This window comes from Thermaurantimonas aggregans, from assembly GCF_003851885.1.
Taxonomy (GTDB): domain Bacteria; phylum Bacteroidota; class Bacteroidia; order Flavobacteriales; family Schleiferiaceae; genus Thermaurantimonas; species Thermaurantimonas aggregans.
The window spans coordinates 35661-53695 of sequence record NZ_BHZE01000020.1; the positions used below are offsets into that span (position 1 = coordinate 35661).

The 18035-nt window shown below is 41.8% G+C and carries 15 protein-coding genes; 8 read left to right on the forward strand and 7 right to left on the reverse strand.

Annotated elements, in window-relative coordinates:
• Positions 1–2: 2 nt before the first annotated feature.
• From EIP89_RS09155 to EIP89_RS09165, 3 genes are read right to left on the reverse strand one after another with little or no spacing between them, the layout of a single operon-like run.
• Positions 3–1787: a T9SS type A sorting domain-containing protein gene (locus EIP89_RS09155; protein WP_160160573.1), complete on the reverse strand. Its 1785-nt coding sequence runs from the start codon at positions 1785–1787 to the stop codon at positions 3–5.
• Between the two features lie 28 nt (positions 1788–1815).
• A complete protein-coding gene (locus EIP89_RS09160; RefSeq protein WP_124398380.1) occupies positions 1816–2643 on the reverse strand; it encodes a PASTA domain-containing protein in 828 nt (275 codons plus the stop codon).
• A gap of 60 nt (positions 2644–2703) precedes the next feature.
• Positions 2704–3453: a glycosyltransferase family 2 protein gene (locus EIP89_RS09165; protein WP_124398381.1), complete on the reverse strand. Its 750-nt coding sequence runs from the start codon at positions 3451–3453 to the stop codon at positions 2704–2706.
• A gap of 65 nt (positions 3454–3518) precedes the next feature.
• Here EIP89_RS09165 and EIP89_RS09170 point away from each other — a divergent pair, with 65 nt between their 5' ends.
• Positions 3519–4532: a glycosyltransferase family 2 protein gene (locus tag EIP89_RS09170; RefSeq protein ID WP_124398382.1), complete on the forward strand. Its 1014-nt coding sequence runs from the start codon at positions 3519–3521 to the stop codon at positions 4530–4532.
• A 97-nt stretch (positions 4533–4629) separates the two neighbouring features.
• Positions 4630–5988, forward strand: coding sequence for an oxygen-independent coproporphyrinogen III oxidase (gene hemN / locus EIP89_RS09175; RefSeq protein WP_160160574.1), 1359 nt, complete (start codon positions 4630–4632; stop codon positions 5986–5988).
• Between the two features lie 8 nt (positions 5989–5996).
• Here the strand turns inward: hemN and EIP89_RS09180 are convergent, their stop codons facing one another.
• Both EIP89_RS09180 and EIP89_RS11500 read right to left on the reverse strand, forming a co-directional pair.
• Positions 5997–7076 carry an anhydro-N-acetylmuramic acid kinase gene (locus EIP89_RS09180; RefSeq protein WP_124398384.1) on the reverse strand — a complete coding sequence of 360 codons (1080 nt, stop codon included), beginning with the start codon at positions 7074–7076 and terminating at the stop codon, positions 5997–5999.
• 180 nt (positions 7077–7256) lie between these two features.
• Positions 7257–7424 carry a DUF6341 family protein gene (locus tag EIP89_RS11500; protein ID WP_160160575.1) on the reverse strand — a complete coding sequence of 56 codons (168 nt, stop codon included), beginning with the start codon at positions 7422–7424 and terminating at the stop codon, positions 7257–7259.
• A 964-nt stretch (positions 7425–8388) separates the two neighbouring features.
• Here EIP89_RS11500 and EIP89_RS09185 point away from each other — a divergent pair.
• Both EIP89_RS09185 and secA read left to right on the forward strand, forming a co-directional pair.
• Entirely contained in the window at positions 8389–8976 is a 588-nt protein-coding gene (locus EIP89_RS09185) for an acyltransferase (RefSeq protein WP_124398385.1), read from the forward strand.
• 104 nt (positions 8977–9080) lie between these two features.
• Positions 9081–12401: a preprotein translocase subunit SecA gene (gene secA, locus EIP89_RS09190; protein ID WP_124398386.1), complete on the forward strand. Its 3321-nt coding sequence runs from the start codon at positions 9081–9083 to the stop codon at positions 12399–12401.
• A gap of 5 nt (positions 12402–12406) precedes the next feature.
• Here secA and EIP89_RS09195 read toward each other — a convergent pair whose 3' ends face one another.
• The gene (locus EIP89_RS09195; protein WP_124398387.1) at positions 12407–13066 is read right to left on the reverse strand and encodes a deoxynucleoside kinase; all 660 of its coding nucleotides are present in this window, start codon (positions 13064–13066) and stop codon (positions 12407–12409) included.
• Positions 13063–13557 carry a 2-amino-4-hydroxy-6-hydroxymethyldihydropteridine diphosphokinase gene (folK, locus tag EIP89_RS09200; RefSeq protein ID WP_124398388.1) on the reverse strand — a complete coding sequence of 165 codons (495 nt, stop codon included), beginning with the start codon at positions 13555–13557 and terminating at the stop codon, positions 13063–13065. The genes EIP89_RS09195 and folK overlap by 4 nt, the downstream gene beginning before the upstream one ends.
• A 65-nt stretch (positions 13558–13622) precedes the next feature.
• Here folK and sppA point away from each other — a divergent pair, with 65 nt between their 5' ends.
• The 4 genes from sppA to EIP89_RS09220 are packed head-to-tail and all read left to right on the forward strand — an operon-like array spanning position 13623 to position 17906.
• Positions 13623–15386 (forward strand): signal peptide peptidase SppA, encoded by a 1764-nt coding sequence (gene sppA, locus EIP89_RS09205; RefSeq protein WP_124398389.1) that lies wholly within the window; start codon positions 13623–13625, stop codon positions 15384–15386.
• 31 nt (positions 15387–15417) lie between these two features.
• Positions 15418–16080: a queuosine precursor transporter gene (locus EIP89_RS09210; RefSeq protein WP_124398390.1), complete on the forward strand. Its 663-nt coding sequence runs from the start codon at positions 15418–15420 to the stop codon at positions 16078–16080.
• Positions 16081–16086: 6 nt separating this feature from the next.
• The gene (locus EIP89_RS09215; RefSeq protein ID WP_124398391.1) at positions 16087–17481 is read left to right on the forward strand and encodes a hypothetical protein; all 1395 of its coding nucleotides are present in this window, start codon (positions 16087–16089) and stop codon (positions 17479–17481) included.
• Positions 17478–17906: a RidA family protein gene (locus EIP89_RS09220; RefSeq protein WP_174706050.1), complete on the forward strand. Its 429-nt coding sequence runs from the start codon at positions 17478–17480 to the stop codon at positions 17904–17906. Before EIP89_RS09215 ends, EIP89_RS09220 begins: the two co-directional genes overlap by 4 nt.
• The last annotated feature ends 129 nt before the right edge of the window (positions 17907–18035 follow it).

Below are 18035 nucleotides of genomic sequence, written 5' to 3' on the forward strand. Positions count from 1 at the left end.
TTTTAGTGCGCTTTAATGAATTTTTTGATAAGTAGAGTGTTGTCCTGCGTGTCAGTGAAACGAAGAAGGTATAGACCTGCCGGAAGGTCAGATACCGGAATTTCCGTAATGTTTTCGCTTAAAAGAGTGGATTTAACGACCAAACCGGTGGCATTGCATATGTCCACACGTTGGTAAATGGGCTCATTTTGTGCAATAAATAATCGGTCGCTTGCCGGATTGGGGTAAATGGACAGTTCTGTTGCCTTGGGTTTGTTTTCGGAGACAGAGAGGTTAAGCGGTTGGTAACGAAAATACGGTCTAAGCATAAGGCTACCCTGAAAAATGCTTTGATACCAGTTGGCCCCATCGCCAAAAATCAAGAGATGCCTTTGGGGAGAGTGCACATCAAATCCAAGGTTGAGTGGATGAATGGTGCGCTGTTTTACACCGATGAAGACAGGCGTGTTGATGAATAGTGGATTGCTGAGAGAGTAGGGGACAAAGGTTTGGTAAAGCGGTGGATAAACAGGTTTTAACCAATCCGGCGATTCATAGAGCTTAGCACCAGGCACACCTTGATTGTTCTGGTATACTACGATTTTAAAATCGTTTTCTGTAGCATCTATCCCGGCATATACAAAGTTGAGATAAATGCCGGCAAGTGTATCAGGTGCTAAAGGGGTCAGATTGATCAGGGTGATGGCACCGGCCTGATCCACTATGCCAAAGGCTCGCTCCGCTGAGCCGTCGTCATAGGCGTAGTAATTTCGAAACTCCTGAAGATGTCGCACGGTATCATTGCGAAGGATACCGGCATTTGCTCCGGCAAAAAAGCTCTCCACAAGTATCGAAAACTCTCCGGCAGGAGTTCCGGGCAAAGTGATGGGATTTACAAATGGTTGAAGAAATTCGATTTCCGTGTTGTACGGATGCGTATCGTCTAGAGTAGGATTGCCATTGCCGGCTGCGATAAGAATATTGTTGTAAAAAGCTCGGTACTGGGCCAAAACAAGGTTTTGAGTACCTGGAGGCCCATTCTTTCGGTAGTTGTGTGTTACATCGCTGCGCAATTGGTTGTTGTTAAACACCCACCAGGGTATGGCCGAAAAGTTTCCACTCAAAATGGATGGATGAGCTCTGGTAAAGGAAGGATCTGCAATGAGTGTGTCGTTGATGTTTCGATTGGCATCAAGACGCACGTAGTCGAGATGCCACTCGTCGAAAGCTCCGGAGGGTGCTCCGTAACTAATGAAGCGAAAGCGAAAGCCTTTTTGCAGAAACTTAGGGTTATCGATAGGCAGAATGACTTGACGAAACGGTTGAAGCACATTTCCAGAACCCGTAACGCTCCATGCCCAGTACCAGCTGCTATCGGATGGGCTCCAGAAGTAGAGACTCAGGCTGTCGTTGGTTTCGGGTGCTTCTCCTAGGCCACCGGGCTGATAATAAAAAGACAGGAATACATCAGAGCGGTTCTGAAGATTAATGTACCTCGATGTAAGTATATCGCAGGTATCAGTAGTGATACGGGTAGGGTGGTAGGGCTTGCCCTTTTCGTCCAGACCGTCGAAGGTCGCCACCCCAATGGTGATCATTCCTATGCCTTTGGCATTGTTTACCAATACATACTGATCAGCCCAAAAAGTGGGCTCAGGGAAGATGGATGCGTATGAAAAATCGTCGATAATGGGCAATTCGATGGTATCGAGCTGTGTAGTTTTAAAGGCCGGTTTTTCGAGGAGCATGCGCTGAGGCACATTGAGCACTTCTTTAATTTGGGCATATATAGGACCTATTTGGACCATTAAAAAAATCCCACTTGTCAGTAATGCTCTAAAATCCTTCATCTTCCGATACCAAACTGTTAAAATAAGTTAACGAATCAACGGGCATTTTGGTATTATCTGTTGTAAGCCAGATGCTGACCTCGCTGCCGCGCATGATGGTTTTATCGAGTGTGGGCATGGGCTCTTGTCGGTATACAAAGGCTTTGGCTGTATCGGTGCCGTAGTCAAAGGCAATAAAGCCAAGGTTTAGGCCGCGGCTGAGTAAAATGTTTTTGACAGTAGTAAAATTTTTACCCAATAAATACGGCACTTCCATTAACTCGTTATCAAGCCCCAGTCCGACTACCAAGTCGATGATAGAGCCTTTGGGTAGATAGTCGTTAGGGCTAAGCTCACGACCGTTGTGCTGGGCAGCTACGACCATGTCCTTACCGATGTAGGGCACATAGGAAATGCGGCCCAGGCGGAAACCCTTTGACTCCAGGTCGTAAATGGCTCGCCGACGCGAACGCTCTACCAGGTTGGGAACTTTTACCAAGCGCGGCCCTGAGGGGTTGATGGTCAGTTTGATTTCCTTACCGGGTTTCACCTTAGCCCCAGGAGCAGGATATTGACTGATGACGCTTAGGATGGGTTTGTCAGAATAAAATTCCGAAGAGTCGAGCACCACTGATTTTAGACCGATGCGCTCTAACTCACTTTCAGCTTCTGACAGTGAGTATCCTTTTAGCTCGGGCACATCGATTTCGTGCCCATGCATGGTATAGTAGTCTGCCCATTTCAGAAAACCATACACAGCTACTACCACCACCAGCAATAGGATGAGTATTTGATAGAGAAATGTTTTAGAGCCGATAAACCGCAGAAAACTCATTAAAAATTTTTTTGTGTGACAAAGGTATGAAGGTCAATGGCCTTAGATGCCAATGCAACGTCATTCGAACCCACGTGTATCAAATAAATTGTAATATAATATACAGTAAATAGCCCTGAAGCCATCACGCCAGTTGATTTTTTTTCCTTCTGCGAAGGTGCGGCCGTAGTATGAAATGCCCACCTCATAGATGCGAATACCGGGTACCCTTGAAATTTTTGCTGTCACTTCAGGTTCGAAGCCAAAGCGGTCTTCCTTCAGGTGGATTCGCTGAATGATGGAGGTTCGAAAGAGCTTATAGCACGTCTCCATATCGGTGAGGTTCAGATTGGTGAACATATTGCTCAAAAAAGTCAAAAACTTATTGCCGATCGAGTGCCAAAAGAAAAGAATCCTGTGCGGATTGCCGCCCATAAAGCGCGAGCCATACACTACGTCGGCAAATCCATCGACAGCTGGTTTGAGCAAAATGTTGTATTCGGCAGGATCATACTCCAGATCTGCATCCTGAATAATGAGAAACTCGCCTTTGGCCTGTGCAATGCCCGTGCGCAAGGCAGCCCCCTTGCCCCGGTTCACCGGATGTTGAAAGTAGCGAATATTCATCTCCGGATGCTGTGCGATGTAGGCGCGTATTTGTTCATCTGTGTCGTCGGTCGAGCAGTCGTTTACGATAATCACTTCTTTTTGAATGCCATCGATCAGTTCGGCTTTGCGAATTCGGTTGAGTATTTTGTGAATGGTTTTACCTTCATTGTACACGGGCATTACAATCGACAGTAGTCTGAATTCGTCCTTAATTTCAAACATTGAATTTTGATATAAGCCCGCAAAAATACTTGCTTTGTAAAATAAAGATTTTTAACGCTTTCTGAATGGATGTAGCCATAGCTATACTCAACTACAACGGCCTTCGACATTTGCAGCAATTTTTACCTGATATGATTCTGCACAGTTCAGGGCACCGAATTGTGGTGATTGACAATGCATCGACGGATGAATCAGTTCAATGGTTGAAAGCCTATTATCCTGAGGTAGAAATCGTGCCATTGGACTCGAATTACGGCTTCGCAGGTGGCTACAATCGAGGGTTATCGCAGGTAAATGCAGATGTATACCTATTGATCAACAGCGATGTAAAAGTGACCCCAGGCTGGACAAAGCCTTTGATAGAACTTCTCCAAAGCAACTTGCAGATTGCCGCAGTGCAACCAAAGATCAAAGCGCTGTTGCAACCGGACTACTTCGAATATGCAGGTGCAGCCGGAGGATATGTTGATTGGCTGGGTTACCCTTTTTGCAGAGGGCGAATTTTTGAAACATTGGAAAAAGACTGCGGACAGTACGACGATACCCGACAGGTATTTTGGACATCGGGAGCTTGTATGGCCATACGGGCAGAGGCCTTTTGGCAAGCAGGTGGATTTGATGAAGCCTTTTTTGCCCATCAGGAGGAAATAGATCTCTGTTGGCGACTGCAGCGGCTTGGATATGTGCTTTATGTAGAGCCTAAGTCAGTGGTATATCATTTGGGCGGAGGCACACTCGACTATCAATCGCCCCGAAAAACTTTTCTCAACTTTCGAAATAATCTGATGATGCTTGCCAAAAATATGTCGATGGCTCAAGTGCTGGTGGTTATTCCCCTACGCTTACTTCTCGACGGGGTGGCCGGAATTCGGTTTTTAGTAAGTGGAAAATCAGCGCTAACCTGGCAAATCGTGCGAGCGCATTTTTCGTTTTATGGCCATTTCTCTCGTTTAGCGAAAGAAAGAAAAAACTTTCGCGTGAAAAATCCAAAAACCCATTCAGTTAAACTTTTCAGGAAGACAATTCTTGTTGAATATTTTTTAAAGGGGAGGAGGTTTTTTAAAGATTATGGATTATAGTTATAACCAGTACTGCAAATAAAATGGAATTTGACCCATATCATAATAAACAGCCTTTGACTTTTCGGAATTTTGCTTTTCAAATATTTCTTTTTACGTGAGTTTATCCATAGAAACCATAATCAAATACGAAAGGCCCTTACCTCGTTACACTTCCTATCCCACTGTGCCTTTTTGGGATGCAGAGCATTTCGATGCCGAGAAGGCATTAGGTGTGCTACGACAAAGCATGCTTACTAAACCTGATGTAAGCATCTACATACACCTGCCCTATTGCGAAAGTCTATGTACCTTCTGTGGGTGCAACCGTAGAATTACGAAAAATCACACCGTCGAACAGCCATACATCGATGCTATACTCGAAGAATGGCGCCTCTATCAACTGCAAATGCCTCAACCACCCGTGATCACGCATATTCACCTCGGCGGTGGTACGCCCACTTTTTTTTCACCCTCTGAATTGAAAAGACTGATTGATGGAATTGTGGGAAGGCACAAATTATCACCCATTTATGAGTTTAGCATTGAGGTTCATCCAAACACGTGTACCTATGAGCATATCGATGTATTGGCCGATATAGGTTTTCGAAGGATTTCCGTGGGTATTCAGGATTTTGACCCCCGGGTACAATATATCATCAATCGAAATCAAACATTTGAAAAAACCCGTGATATTATCGAGTATGCTCGTTTTAAGGGTTTTGCAGGCGTGAATGTGGATCTCGTTTACGGATTGCCCCTGCAGACGGTAGAAAGTATCAAACATACTACAGAAAAAATAGCTGAGCTTATGCCTGATCGCATTGCATACTATGCTTATGCACACGTTCCGTGGAAGAGCAAGGCTCAGCGAAGATATACGGAAGCTGATCTACCCTCAGCCCGGGAAAAGATCCAAATGTTTCTTTCGGCACGCGAAAGGCTTAAAAAACTTGGATACGAGCAAATTGCCATGGATCACTTTGCTCTGCCAAATGATTCGATGACGAAAGCTTGGCACAGCAAAAGTCTGCACAGAAACTTTATGGGCTATACGACAGACTCTACACCGTTGTTAATTGGTCTAGGAGCCTCCTCAATCAGCGATTTTAATGGAAACTTTGCCCAAAACTACAAGGAAGTTGAGAAGTATCTTGGTGAAGTAAAAGCAGGAAAATTACCGATCGAGCGAGGGCATCTTTCCTCTGAAATGGATAAACTCATCGCAGATTACATTATGCAAGTGATGTGTACTGGTATGGTAAAAATCCCCACTGATGCGTTATCCAAGGAACATTTGGAATTTATCGCAAACCAACTACAGAATTTTATTGAAGATGGAATTCTCACTTGGGAAGGCGAATCTCTACAAGTAACAGAGCTTGGTCAACTATTGCTGAGAAATATAGCTGCAGTTTTTGATACGTATTTGTTTTACAAAGGGTTAAAGGAAAATATGTTCAGCAAAAGTGTGTAAAACAGCGTTTACCACTTTTTGTATATAACTCCTGAGCTGTGGTCGCTCATGGCTCCGGTCACAGAGCTCAGCACATTTACCCGATCATGCCAGCGCAAATATCCCATCAATGCAAAAATGATAGCCTCTTTAAATTCGACTGTCGCTTGATCGGGAACAATAATTTCAGCATTTGTGTTTTGCTTCAGTTTTTCAATGAGTGTAGGATGATATGCACCACCGCCTGTTACGAGCACTTTACCCGACTTAGGCATGTCGCTTGAAATGCGCTGCACAATGTGTTCTAGAGCTGTATGCATTAAGTCGCGAGGGTCAAATGCGGGCTCATATATTTGATCGAGAAATACGGATTCTATCCATTCGCGACCAAGTGATTTAGGAGGAGGTTTTTTGTAATAATCGATATTCTCCCACTGTCGAAATAGGTCAGAAATAAATTTACCCTTTGATGAGTACTTTCCATCGCGGTCCATGCAATCGCCAAGCCGCTCTGCCCATCTATTCAGAACAAAGTTTACAGGGCAAATGTCCCAAGCTCTTCGTTTTCCATTAATTTTCAAACTAATGTTTGCAAATCCTCCCAGATTCAAACACGCATCGAACTCGCCAAAGAGCAATTCATCGCCAATAGGTACTAAAGGAGCCCCTTGCCCACCCAGAGCCACATCTTGACTTCTGAAGTCGCAAACCACATGAAAGCCAGTCAGTGCCATGATAGTAGCTCCATGTCCTAACTGAAGGGTAAGCCCCGTATCAGGCTCATGAAAAATGGTGTGACCATGCGAGCTTATTAAAATATTGTTTATGGTCTCACTTGGATATCCATAAACTGCTTTTTTAAAAGTTTCGCTCTCTATAAAGCGAAGGATCTGGAAGGCGATGTATCGGCCGTAGTGCACATTCATACTACAGAGATATAAGCCACCTTTGGTATGTAGTTGGCTAAGTTCTTCTTTCCACTCTCTGTCGTATTCCAAAGTAGTGGCCGCCAAAAGCTTGTATCTAACCGGGTTAAATCCGTCAAATTCACAGAGTGCCAGATCAATTCCATCCAAGGAAGTACCTGACATTACACCGATTACAAGCATGTAAGATTAAAATGAGCCGTAAAAGTACCTATTCGAGCTGAATGAGTAATGAAAATAAAGCAAAAAGAAATGTCTCAACGATTTTGAGACAGTTAAAAAGAAAGCTGTACATCACTAGCTCTGGTGAAAGATGCACAGCTGATCGCTAATATCAAAAAAAAAAAAAAAAAAACTTCAAAATTATCGCTCTCCAGCCTTTTCGTGCTTACGCATTTCGGTAAGCCAATATATGAATGCTGCAAAACCAATAAAAAGAAGCAAATAGTTTGGGATGTTTCCTAAAACGGGAAGGATTTGAAACGTCCATTCAAAAAAATCGGCCAATGCGTAAGCTATCTTTGATACCATACCCTTTATTTTGCCGCAAAAATAAGTACCCATTGGTAGGTATCAGTAAATATTTTGAAAAAAAGACAGCCAACAAAGCAATTGTATTGATTGTTTTTGAGCTGCTTTTTTCATTTACAGTGTTTGTTGTTCACAAATATTTGAGAAACAATCTTTCGCCATCAGTGGCTGATCTGATCGTTTTCTTCTTAATAAATTCACTCTTAATTTTTATTGTTAATTTTGTATTTGAGAGGACAGAATTAAACAGAAGTAATTTTTATTATCTTCCTATCCTTTTTGCGTTAAATACATATGTTTTTTTTAAAAGTTATACCATCCATTTTCTTTTATTTGAACTATTCTTTATACTCGTTATGTTTTTTATTGTTAAATCGCAAAATATAGAAAATATACGCATGGATATTTTTCATTTTTCATTGGTTTTGGCAATTTTGATTTTTATATTTCCATCGAGCATTTTTTTAATTCTACCTATGATATTTCTATTGTTGTTTTTTTCAGTTTTACAAGTATTAAATATTGTAACATTTTTGCTCTCCATTCTCTTGTCCTTTTTTTTTCTTTACAGCAATTTTTATTTCATCAAAATATTGTGGAAAGTAGATTTTTTATCCAACTTGTTCACCTATTTTGAAAAAGATCTTTTTTACTTTCAAATCAGTCAAAGTACAATTGTATTACTTGCATTTTTTTTGATTGGATTATACGAAGTTCCCCAGGCTTTGCGAAAGACTAATCTCTTCCGAAAAAACTTTTTGTACTTCTCATTGAATCTAATTCTATTTGATGTAGTTTTTGCTATTTTATTAAAAAACTATGTCCCGAGCTTTTCATTGATTTTACTGTCATACTTATTTGGAAATTTTATTCGATTTAGGGCAAAATATTATGTTCGAGAAATCTTTTTCACTGGAGTAATACTTTCGTTAATTGTTCTTTTACTAATTTAAAAACATAAAGTATGGCGATTTACAAATTTGGAGAATTTATTCCTGTAATTCATCCCTCTGCGTATATACATCCACAAGCTACGGTCATTGGGGATGTAATCATCGGAAAGGATGTATATGTAGGTCCCGGTGCCCGAATTCGAGGTGATTGGGGTCGAATTGTTTTAAAAGATGGTTGCAACGTGCAAGAAAACTGCGTAATACATATGTTTCCGGGTGTCACGGTCATACTCGAAGAGATGGCACACATAGGCCATGGAGCGATGATTCACGGGGCTCACATTGGCAGAAATGTGTTGGTGGGCATGAATGCTGTTGTAATGGATGAGGTGTACATCGGAGATGAGAGCATCATCGGCGCAATGTCGTTTGTGCCTCAAGGAATGAAAATACCCGAAAGAAGTTTGGCAGTAGGCAATCCAGCTCAAGTCATCAAAAAGATTACAGACGACATGATTGCCTGGAAGACGAAAGGAACAGAGCTCTATATGAAATTACCCGCCCAAATGCATGCCTCTTGTGTAGAGATACAACCACTTACAGAAATAGAGCCTGATAGGCCGGAACATCCTACTGACTATTTTCCACTTCGCAAGTAAGGAGAGCATTTAATTTGCCAATTTGGCGTAAATCATTTGCTTAACTTTACGATAAGAGTCAGAGGCTCGATATTTGTTGCAGAACCGAAGTTATTTTATTAAAAATGATACAGAAACTCCTGGTCAAACTGTTTGGAAGCAAAAACGAAAGAGACCTGAAGGAAATAGAACCTTATGTTAAGAAAATCAACGAGATATATCTTGGTTTAAAGTCCATATCAAATGACGAGCTCAGGGCTAAGACACTTGAATTCAAATCTAAAATAGCTGCAGCTACACAGAGCATTACTTCTCAAATAGCTGAAAAAAGAGGTGCTGCTGATGCTACAGATGATGTAGATGAAAAGGAGAAGTTGTTTTCAGAAATCGAAAAGCTCGAAAAACAAGAGCTTGAAGTCATCGAGAAAGTCCTTCTCGAACTGCTGCCCGAAGCATTTGCCGTAGTGCGCGAAACTGCTCGTCGCTTTGATGAAAATGAATACATAGAAGTAACTGCTACTGATTTTGATCGTGCTTTGGCTGCCCGCAAGTCGAATGTACAAATTATGGAGCCCAATGCTCGATGGTTGAGCACATGGCTGGTAGCAGGTCATCCGGTGCGATGGGATATGGTGCATTACGATGTTCAGCTCATAGGTGGCGTTGTATTACACAAAGGAAAAATTGCTGAAATGGCAACAGGAGAAGGTAAAACGCTCGTGGCAACGCTCCCTGTCTATCTGAATGCTTTGGCCGGTAAAGGCGTACATGTAGTGACTGTAAACGATTACCTGGCAAAGCGCGATGCCGATTGGATGGGCCCCATCTACGAGTTTCATGGCCTATCAGTAGGCTGTATCGACAAAACCCAGCCAAACTCACCCGAGCGGAAAGCAGCCTATCAGAGCGATATCACCTTCGGAACTAATTCAGAATTTGGCTTCGACTACTTGCGTGACAATATGGCACGCAGTGTAGATGAAATTGTACAGCGCAAGCATCACTACGCCATAGTTGACGAGGTTGACTCTGTGCTCATCGACGATGCGCGTACTCCACTTATCATTTCTGGACCTACTGGAAAAAACAACCTCAAAGACTTCGAAGAGCTAAAACCCTATGTAGCAAAGTTAGTTGAGGAACAACGAAAAATTGTAACTGCTGAGCTCAACGAAGCAAAGAAACTCATCGCAGCCGGTGACACCAAAAATGGTGGATTTCACCTGTTAAGAGCTCACAGGGGCTTGCCAAAATTCAAGCCATTAATCAAATATCTCAGTGAAGAAGGCATTAAGACCATCTTACAAAAAACAGAAAACTTTTACCTTCAAGAGCAGGGCAAGGAAATGCCCAAAGTAGATGCCGAGTTGCTCTTTACCATTGAAGAAAAAAACAACCAAATCGACCTTACTGAAAAAGGAATTGAATTCCTTTCGAAAGATACCTCTCCCGACTTCTTCGTACTGCCCGATATAGGCGCAGCCGTAGCTGAAATTGAAAAGGCTAATCTCACCCCTGAGGAAAAAATTGCCCGTAAAGATCAGTTGATGCGCGATTTTGCCATTCGCAGTGAGCGCATTCACATCATGAACCAGCTCGTTCGTGCCTACACCATGTTTGAAAAAGACGTTGAGTACGTGGTGATGGACAACAAGGTGAAAATCGTAGATGAGCAGACTGGTCGTATTATGGAGGGCAGGCGATATTCCGATGGCTTACACCAAGCCCTCGAAGCCAAAGAAGGCGTAAAAATTGAAGCTTCCACCCAAACCTACGCTACCATTACCCTCCAAAACTACTTCCGCATGTACCACAAGCTGGCAGGTATGACCGGCACAGCTGAAACCGAGGCAGCCGAGTTTTGGGAAATTTACAAACTCGATGTGGTGGTTATTCCAACCAATAAACCCGTACAGCGCATCGATAAAGACGACTTGGTGTACAAGACTAAACGCGAAAAGTTTAATGCTGTTATTGAAGAAATTGTAAACCTTGTAAATCAAAACAGACCCGTACTGGTAGGTACTACCAATGTAGAAACCTCGGAGCTGCTCAGCCGAATGCTCTCGATTCGAAAAATTAAACACAATGTGCTCAATGCCAAACTACACCAAAAAGAAGCGGAAATCGTAGCCGAAGCAGGACGTCCCGGCACCGTTACCATAGCTACCAATATGGCTGGTAGGGGTACCGATATAAAACTAACTCCCGAAAGCCGTGCAGCCGGAGGCTTAGCTATATTGGGTACCGAACGGCATGACTCTCGCCGTGTCGATCGCCAGCTTAGAGGTCGTGCAGGACGCCAGGGCGATCCGGGTTCTTCCCAATTCTTCCTTTCGCTCGAAGACAACTTGATGCGCCTCTTTGGATCCGAGCGTCTGGCATCAATCATGGATAAGCTCGGCCATAAAGAGGGCGACATCATTCAGCATCCGATGGTGACTAAATCCATTGAGCGCGCTCAGAAGAAGGTTGAAGAAAACAACTTTGGTATTCGTAAGCGACTGCTGGAGTACGACGATGTAATGAACAAGCAGCGCGAAGTGATCTATCGCTGGCGTCGGAACGCGCTCTACGGTGAAAAGTTGGCCATCGACCTTGCCGATGCCATCTATCAAACTTGTGCCAGCACTGTTGAGTCGTACAAAGACGCAAAAGACTACGAAGCTTTTCGCGTCGAATTGGCTAGATATTTTGGCACTGATGCACCCTTCTCAAAAGATGACTTCGAGAAAAAAGACGCCGAAACACTCATCGCCATGCTTTATACTTCGGTTATGGACCACTACCACAAAAAGTCAGAAGCCATAGCCGAGCGAGCATGGCCTGCCATCAAAAACGTGTATGAAACCCACGGTGCGCAGTTTCAGAACATTCTGATTCCATTTACTGACGGTCATAAAGGCATTCAGATCGCTGCTGATTTAAAAAAGGCATACGAAACCAAGTGTAGGTCAGTGATTCGAGATTTTGAAAAATCTGTTACACTAACCCTTATCGATGAAGCATGGAAAGATCACTTGCGCGATATGGACGACCTACGTCAGGCAGTGCAAGGCGCTGTGTATGAGCAAAAAGATCCCCTGTTGATTTACAAATTTGAATCGTTTGAGCTCTTCAAGCGCATGAAGGAAAATCTCAACAGAGACTTGGTTTCCTTCTTGATGCATGCCTACATACCCATGGAAAATCAGCAACCTGTAAGTGCTCCCGCACCAGCTCGCCAAGTTCGCACCCGCCAAGAAGCGCTTGTCACTTCAGGACCCGGTTCATCTTCATCTGATGAATCTGTGAGGAGCGCCCCAAGGCCTATTGTGAGTGACAAAAAATACGGCCGAAACGACCACGTCGTGATCCAAAACCTTACAACAGGCGAGAAGAAGAAACTCAAATACAAGCAGGCAATCCCCCTACTGCAATCAGGGGCTTGGGTAATTGTTGACTAATCAACTTATCCGAGAAAAGCTCTTAATTCATCAGGGTCTGTTGCTGTCATCAGGCCCTGAATTTTTTTTTGTTCAACAATGTTTACTAAAAGGTTTAAATGTTCGGGATTCTTTAAAAAATCAAAAGACTCTCTTTTCAGAATCAATGTAGCTGTAGAATGAGTTTTTAAAAAATTTTTGTACGCTTCAGATAGCTTCTCGAGATATTCAGGTTCGATTTTTTTTTCGAACCATCGACCTCTTTGTTGAATGTTTTTTAAAAGTGTATTTGTTTCAGCGCTTAAGAAAATCAACAAGTCCGGCTTGCGAATTTTTTTAAACAACATATCAAAAAAGTGTTCATACAAAAAATACTCTTTTTCCGATAGATTAACCGAAGCAAAAAGTTTTGATTTGAAAGGATGATAATCTGAAACAAAAACAGGCTGAAATAAATCAATTTCGATCAGCAAATCGTGCAACTGCTGATAGCGCTCTGCCATAAAAGCCATTTCAACCGTAAAAGCCCAACGCTCGGGATTAGAGTAAAATTCGTTTAAAAACGGATTGTCAGCAAATTGTTCTAAAATCACTCGAGCATCAAGGGCCCTGGCTAAGAGCGTGGCTAACGTAGTTTTTCCAGCACCAATATTTCCTTCAATTGCGATGTAATAGGGTTCTTTCATGCAACTTTGATTACCATAGAGGTATCGCTACATTCTTCCAACAGTTGTAAGCAAGATTTTTTTAATAAAGGATGCAGCCAATCAGGTGTAAGCTCACTTACAGGTATAAGCGTAAATTTCCGCAAATGCATACGAGGATGAGGTATTTGTACTAATTCCGAATGTTCAACCTCTTCAAAAGCGTGCACAATATCTAAATCCAATGTTCGAGAAGTGTATTGTCCCTTCAGTGAGCGAAGTCGTCCGCACTGAGATTCAACAGAAAGTAAGATAGACATCAACATGCCTGCATTATGTCTTGTTTTAATTTCGATGGCTTGGTTCAAAAATTCAGCTCCCATCATTTGCCAAGGTTCTGTGGCGTAGAGCGATGATTCTTTAAGAATTTCAATACCGTGTTGTATCAAAAGCGCTTTTGCCTCCCTGAAAGTTTCTTTCACATCGCCTACATTTCCACCAAGCAGTAGTATGTATTTTTTACCTTCGTTCATTCTAATAGGTGTACAGTTCAGTCACAAGTGATTGTATCATTGCAAACTAAACACACAATCTGTCTATGAAAACATTTTTTAAAATGCTAATTGCCAGCATTCTTGGTGGCGCAATATTGATTTTCCTAATCGTTTTTACCCTCATTGGCATTGGAATGGCCGGTCAGAAAGAGTTTGAACTGAAAGAAAATGCTGTACTTTTTCTTGATTTAAATTACCCCATCAATGAGCGGGAATCAAAAAATCCTTTTGAAAACTTTGATCCTATCAGAGGCCAGTCACAAAAAACGGTAGGTCTTTATGAAATTGTAAAAGCAATAAAGGAAGCCGAAGAAAACGAAAAGATTGCCGGTATCTATATCAATGCCGGAAGTGTGGTGGCAGGTATGGGCACATTAAAAGAAATAAGAGATGCACTGGTAAAATTTAAGAAATCCGGTAAGTTTATCATTGCCTTTGACGAAAACTTGTCGCAGCGCGGTTACTACTTAAGTAGTGTGGCCGACAGTATATATGTACCCGAAGAAGGAATTGTTGAATTCGGAGGTCTTTCCACTGCTGTGCCCTTTTACCGAAAGTTTTTAGAGAATGTGGGTATTAAAGCAGAGGTAGTTCGCGGCAGTAACAACAAGTTTAAATCGGCCGTTGAGCCCTTTCTTGAATATCAAATTAGCGAGGCAAACCGAGAACAAATCTCTACATTTCAAAATTCTATCTGGTCAGTACTTCGTGCTGATATAGCTACCTCTCGAAACATTTCTCCAGAGAAGCTCGACGAAATAGCCAACACTCGTGAAGCCACCATGCCACAAAGAGCTGCTGAGCTTGGCTTGATCACGCGCACAGCTTATTTAGATGAAGTAAGGGATGTATTAGTTTCCTTAACAAATAAGGAAAAATTCGAAGATGTACAATTGGCATCAGCTTCCCAAGTAGCATCTTTAAAAAAATCTTCGAAAGACAAAACAAAATCGAGCAGAGACCGCATAGCTATCGTTTTTGCTCAAGGCGAGATAGGCAGTGGAGAGGGCAGCGATACAGAAATAGGAAGCGATCGCATAGCTGAGGCCATTCGCAAGGCGCATGAAGATGAAAAAGTAAAAGCCATCGTCATGCGCGTGAATAGTCCTGGGGGGGCTGTTTTGGCCAGCGACATTATTTTAAGAGAAGTCATTCGAGCTAAAGAGAAGAAACCCTTCATTGTCTCATTTGGTGATTTGGCTGCTTCGGGTGGATACTACATTTCTTGTATGGCTGATACCATTGTAGCCCAACCCACTACTATTACTGGATCTATTGGAGTATTCGGTTTGTTCTTCAGCGCTCAAGATCTGTTAAATAACAAACTCGGAATACGCTTCGATGTGGTAAAAACACACGAATATGCTGATTTTGGAGCTATTGACCGTCCTTTGCGCGAGAGCGAGCGGCAATACTTACAGCGATATATCGATAAGTTTTACGGAGGATTCTTGAAGAAGGTAGCTACCGGTCGTAGCCTCGATTCTCTTTACGTTGATAGCATAGGGCAGGGGAGAGTCTGGACCGGCGAGTGGGGTCTGAAGCTCGGGCTTGTTGATGTATTGGGTGGATTGCAGGATGCTATCGACATCGCTGCGAAAAAAGCTGGACTTGAAACATATAAAATTGTAACTTACCCCGAGCCAGAAGATCCAATTACAGCAATTTTGAAGCAATTAGGCCTCGATCCTCAGTCGAAGATCAAAAAACAACTTGGAATGTTTTATCCTTATTATGAAAAAATAAAAAATCTCTACAAACAACAGGGACTTTTAATGCGTATGGAGTACGACCTCCTTATTCAGTAGTAAGTTGAACTCAGCATCCGAAATATCAAACATGGCGCGGAGAGATTTTATGTTGCTCTCCGCCCTTTTTATTAGCGCTCTTATCACTTGTAATCTTATTGCCAATAAGTTTATTACGATTGATTTGGGCTTTAAACAGTTTGTAATTTCTGCTGGTGTATTGCCATATCCCATTACTTTTTTGATCACAGATATTCTTTCAGAAATATATGGAAAGAAGAAAACGCAGGAAGTAGTGGTGGTAGGTTTTGCTGCGGCCATTTTTACATTACTTATCCTAGCTTTGGGAGCATGGTTCGATGCCATACCCAATTCTGTAGTCTCCGATGAGGTTTACAATCAGGTTTTTAAAAATTCCTGGAGACTCATAGGTGCATCGATGGCTGCCTACATAGTAGCACAGCTGGTAGATGTAAAACTCTTTCATTTTTGGAAGAGACTCACTCAAGGTCGAATGCTCTGGGTGAGAAATAACTTTTCAACCATTTTTTCACAGTTGGTAGATACCATTATGGTTGTTTCCATCATTTTCATCGGCAGAGAAGATTTTTCAACTATTACACAATACATAATCGACGGATGGTTATTTAAGGTAATCATTGCTGCATTAGATACGCCATTTTTCTATGCAGCTGTATTTTGGTATCGAAATAAATACGCTATTTCCGATTCCAATCAGGAAGTAGATTTTTAGTTATAGATGAGTGAATTAAGGAATTCCATCTTACTATTTATCTTTCAAATAAGTTTAATTCTTCTCAAAATTCCCTACCTATTAATAGGATTTGGACCTGAGGAAGATGCCTGGGGGCACGTGTACAACATTATTGAGATGTATGAGCAAGGCCATTATATCATATCGCGTTTGCCAGGTCATCCGGCATATGAAGCTCTTATGTTTTTGCTCTTTCCGTTGATAAAAAAACCTTTTGTCATTAATCTATTTAGTGCTTTTGCTGCTGCCTTTGCCATTAATGAGTTTTATAAGTTGCTAAAGCTTGTTGGTGCTAAAGACGAATTGTTCTGGACATTGGCTTTTGGCTTAATGCCAGCTTTTTTTCTCGGTAGTACCTATGCTATTGACTACGCCTTTTCTATCTGGTGGATGTTGCGTTCCACCAGATTACTTTTTCAGGGCAGATTTGTGGAATCAGGTTTTTCACTTGGCGTAGCTACGGCTTTTCGAATTACTTCCTTCGCCTTAGTGTTGCCAGCCATCTTGTATTTTTTGAAAAATAAATCTGCCGCGAAAAATTATTTTTCTTTTTTATTCACAGCTTCATTTGTAGCCACTCTGTTTTATGCACTGATCATCTACTCGTACGGTATTGACTTTTTTGATTATCACAAACCTCCTAGTTCCGGATTTTTAAAAGCGTTTTACAAGCTTCTTCCCGGTGCACTTGGTTTATTGGGCACTCTTGGTTTTATGGCGATTTTATCAATTGTCTTTTTTCGAAGTCGCAACGAGTTCGTTCAAAATATCGACCAACCTGTAAACCTGTTCTTTCTTGTTACTTCTCTTTTATTTTTCATCTCCTACGTTCGCCTACCTGAAAAAACGGCTTTTGCTGTTCCGATGTTTGCCTATTTATATCTTTTTCTCGCCCAGATGGATATATACAAAGGCCGTATTTTACTTATAATACTTGTGGTTAGTATTTTCATTTTAGGTTTTCAGTTTATCCATCCATACAGAGGCGGCAATCCTTCATCAATTGCCTTAAGAGGCAATTTAGAGGGACAATCAATTGAGTTAGCCCCTTTTAAAGGTCTGTATTTTAGTGAATTAGAAAAAAGAAAAAACAAAGTAAAATTTGCGGAATGCGCATTTAATACACTTAGGAATTTTCATAATTCAAAGGCCGTTGTAGTATGTGGGTGGTGGTATGCTCAGCTAAAGACGATGGAATGGATCAGTGAACAGGATTTATCGCCCCATCTCGTATACTATCTTTCGCAAGAGGAGTTGGATCGCTTTTTATCAAAGGGATATGAGGTTTATCATTTAGAAGAACTTTCAGCAATAAACGATCGACTAAAAGGCACTTCGTTACAAACTTTTTCAAAACCAATTCAAATCGATTGTCCATGAGTACAGATAAGATTTGTTCAGAAAATGCCCCAAAACCTGTAGGCTTATATCCACATGCTCGGCGGGTAGGAAACTTACTTTTTTTATCAGGTGTTGGTCCGCGAATAGCAGGCTCTAATGCAAATGACTCAGGTATTCCTGGTTTAGTACTCGACCACAATGGAAATTTTAAAGAATTTGACTTCGAGGCTCAGGTGCACAGTGTTTTCCAGAATGTGCGGTCAATACTCGAAGCCAGTGGAAGCCGCTGGGAAAATTTGATTGACGTTACAGTGTTTTTGGTTAACATGAAGCGCGATTTCCACACGTTTAACAGAATTTATGCAGAGTATTTTAAAGAAAATCAACCATGCCGAACTACTGTAGAGGTCAACGCACTACCTACGCCAATTGCTATTGAATTAAAGTGCATAGCCACCATATAAACAAAAGAAGGTGTCCAAAAAGTAAAGGACGCCTTCTTTTTTATTTTGATAAAACCCTTAATTGAAGTAAATTAGAGCCATCATAGACATTTTAAGTGAGGCGAGTAGTCTTTAAACAGCAACCCGGCA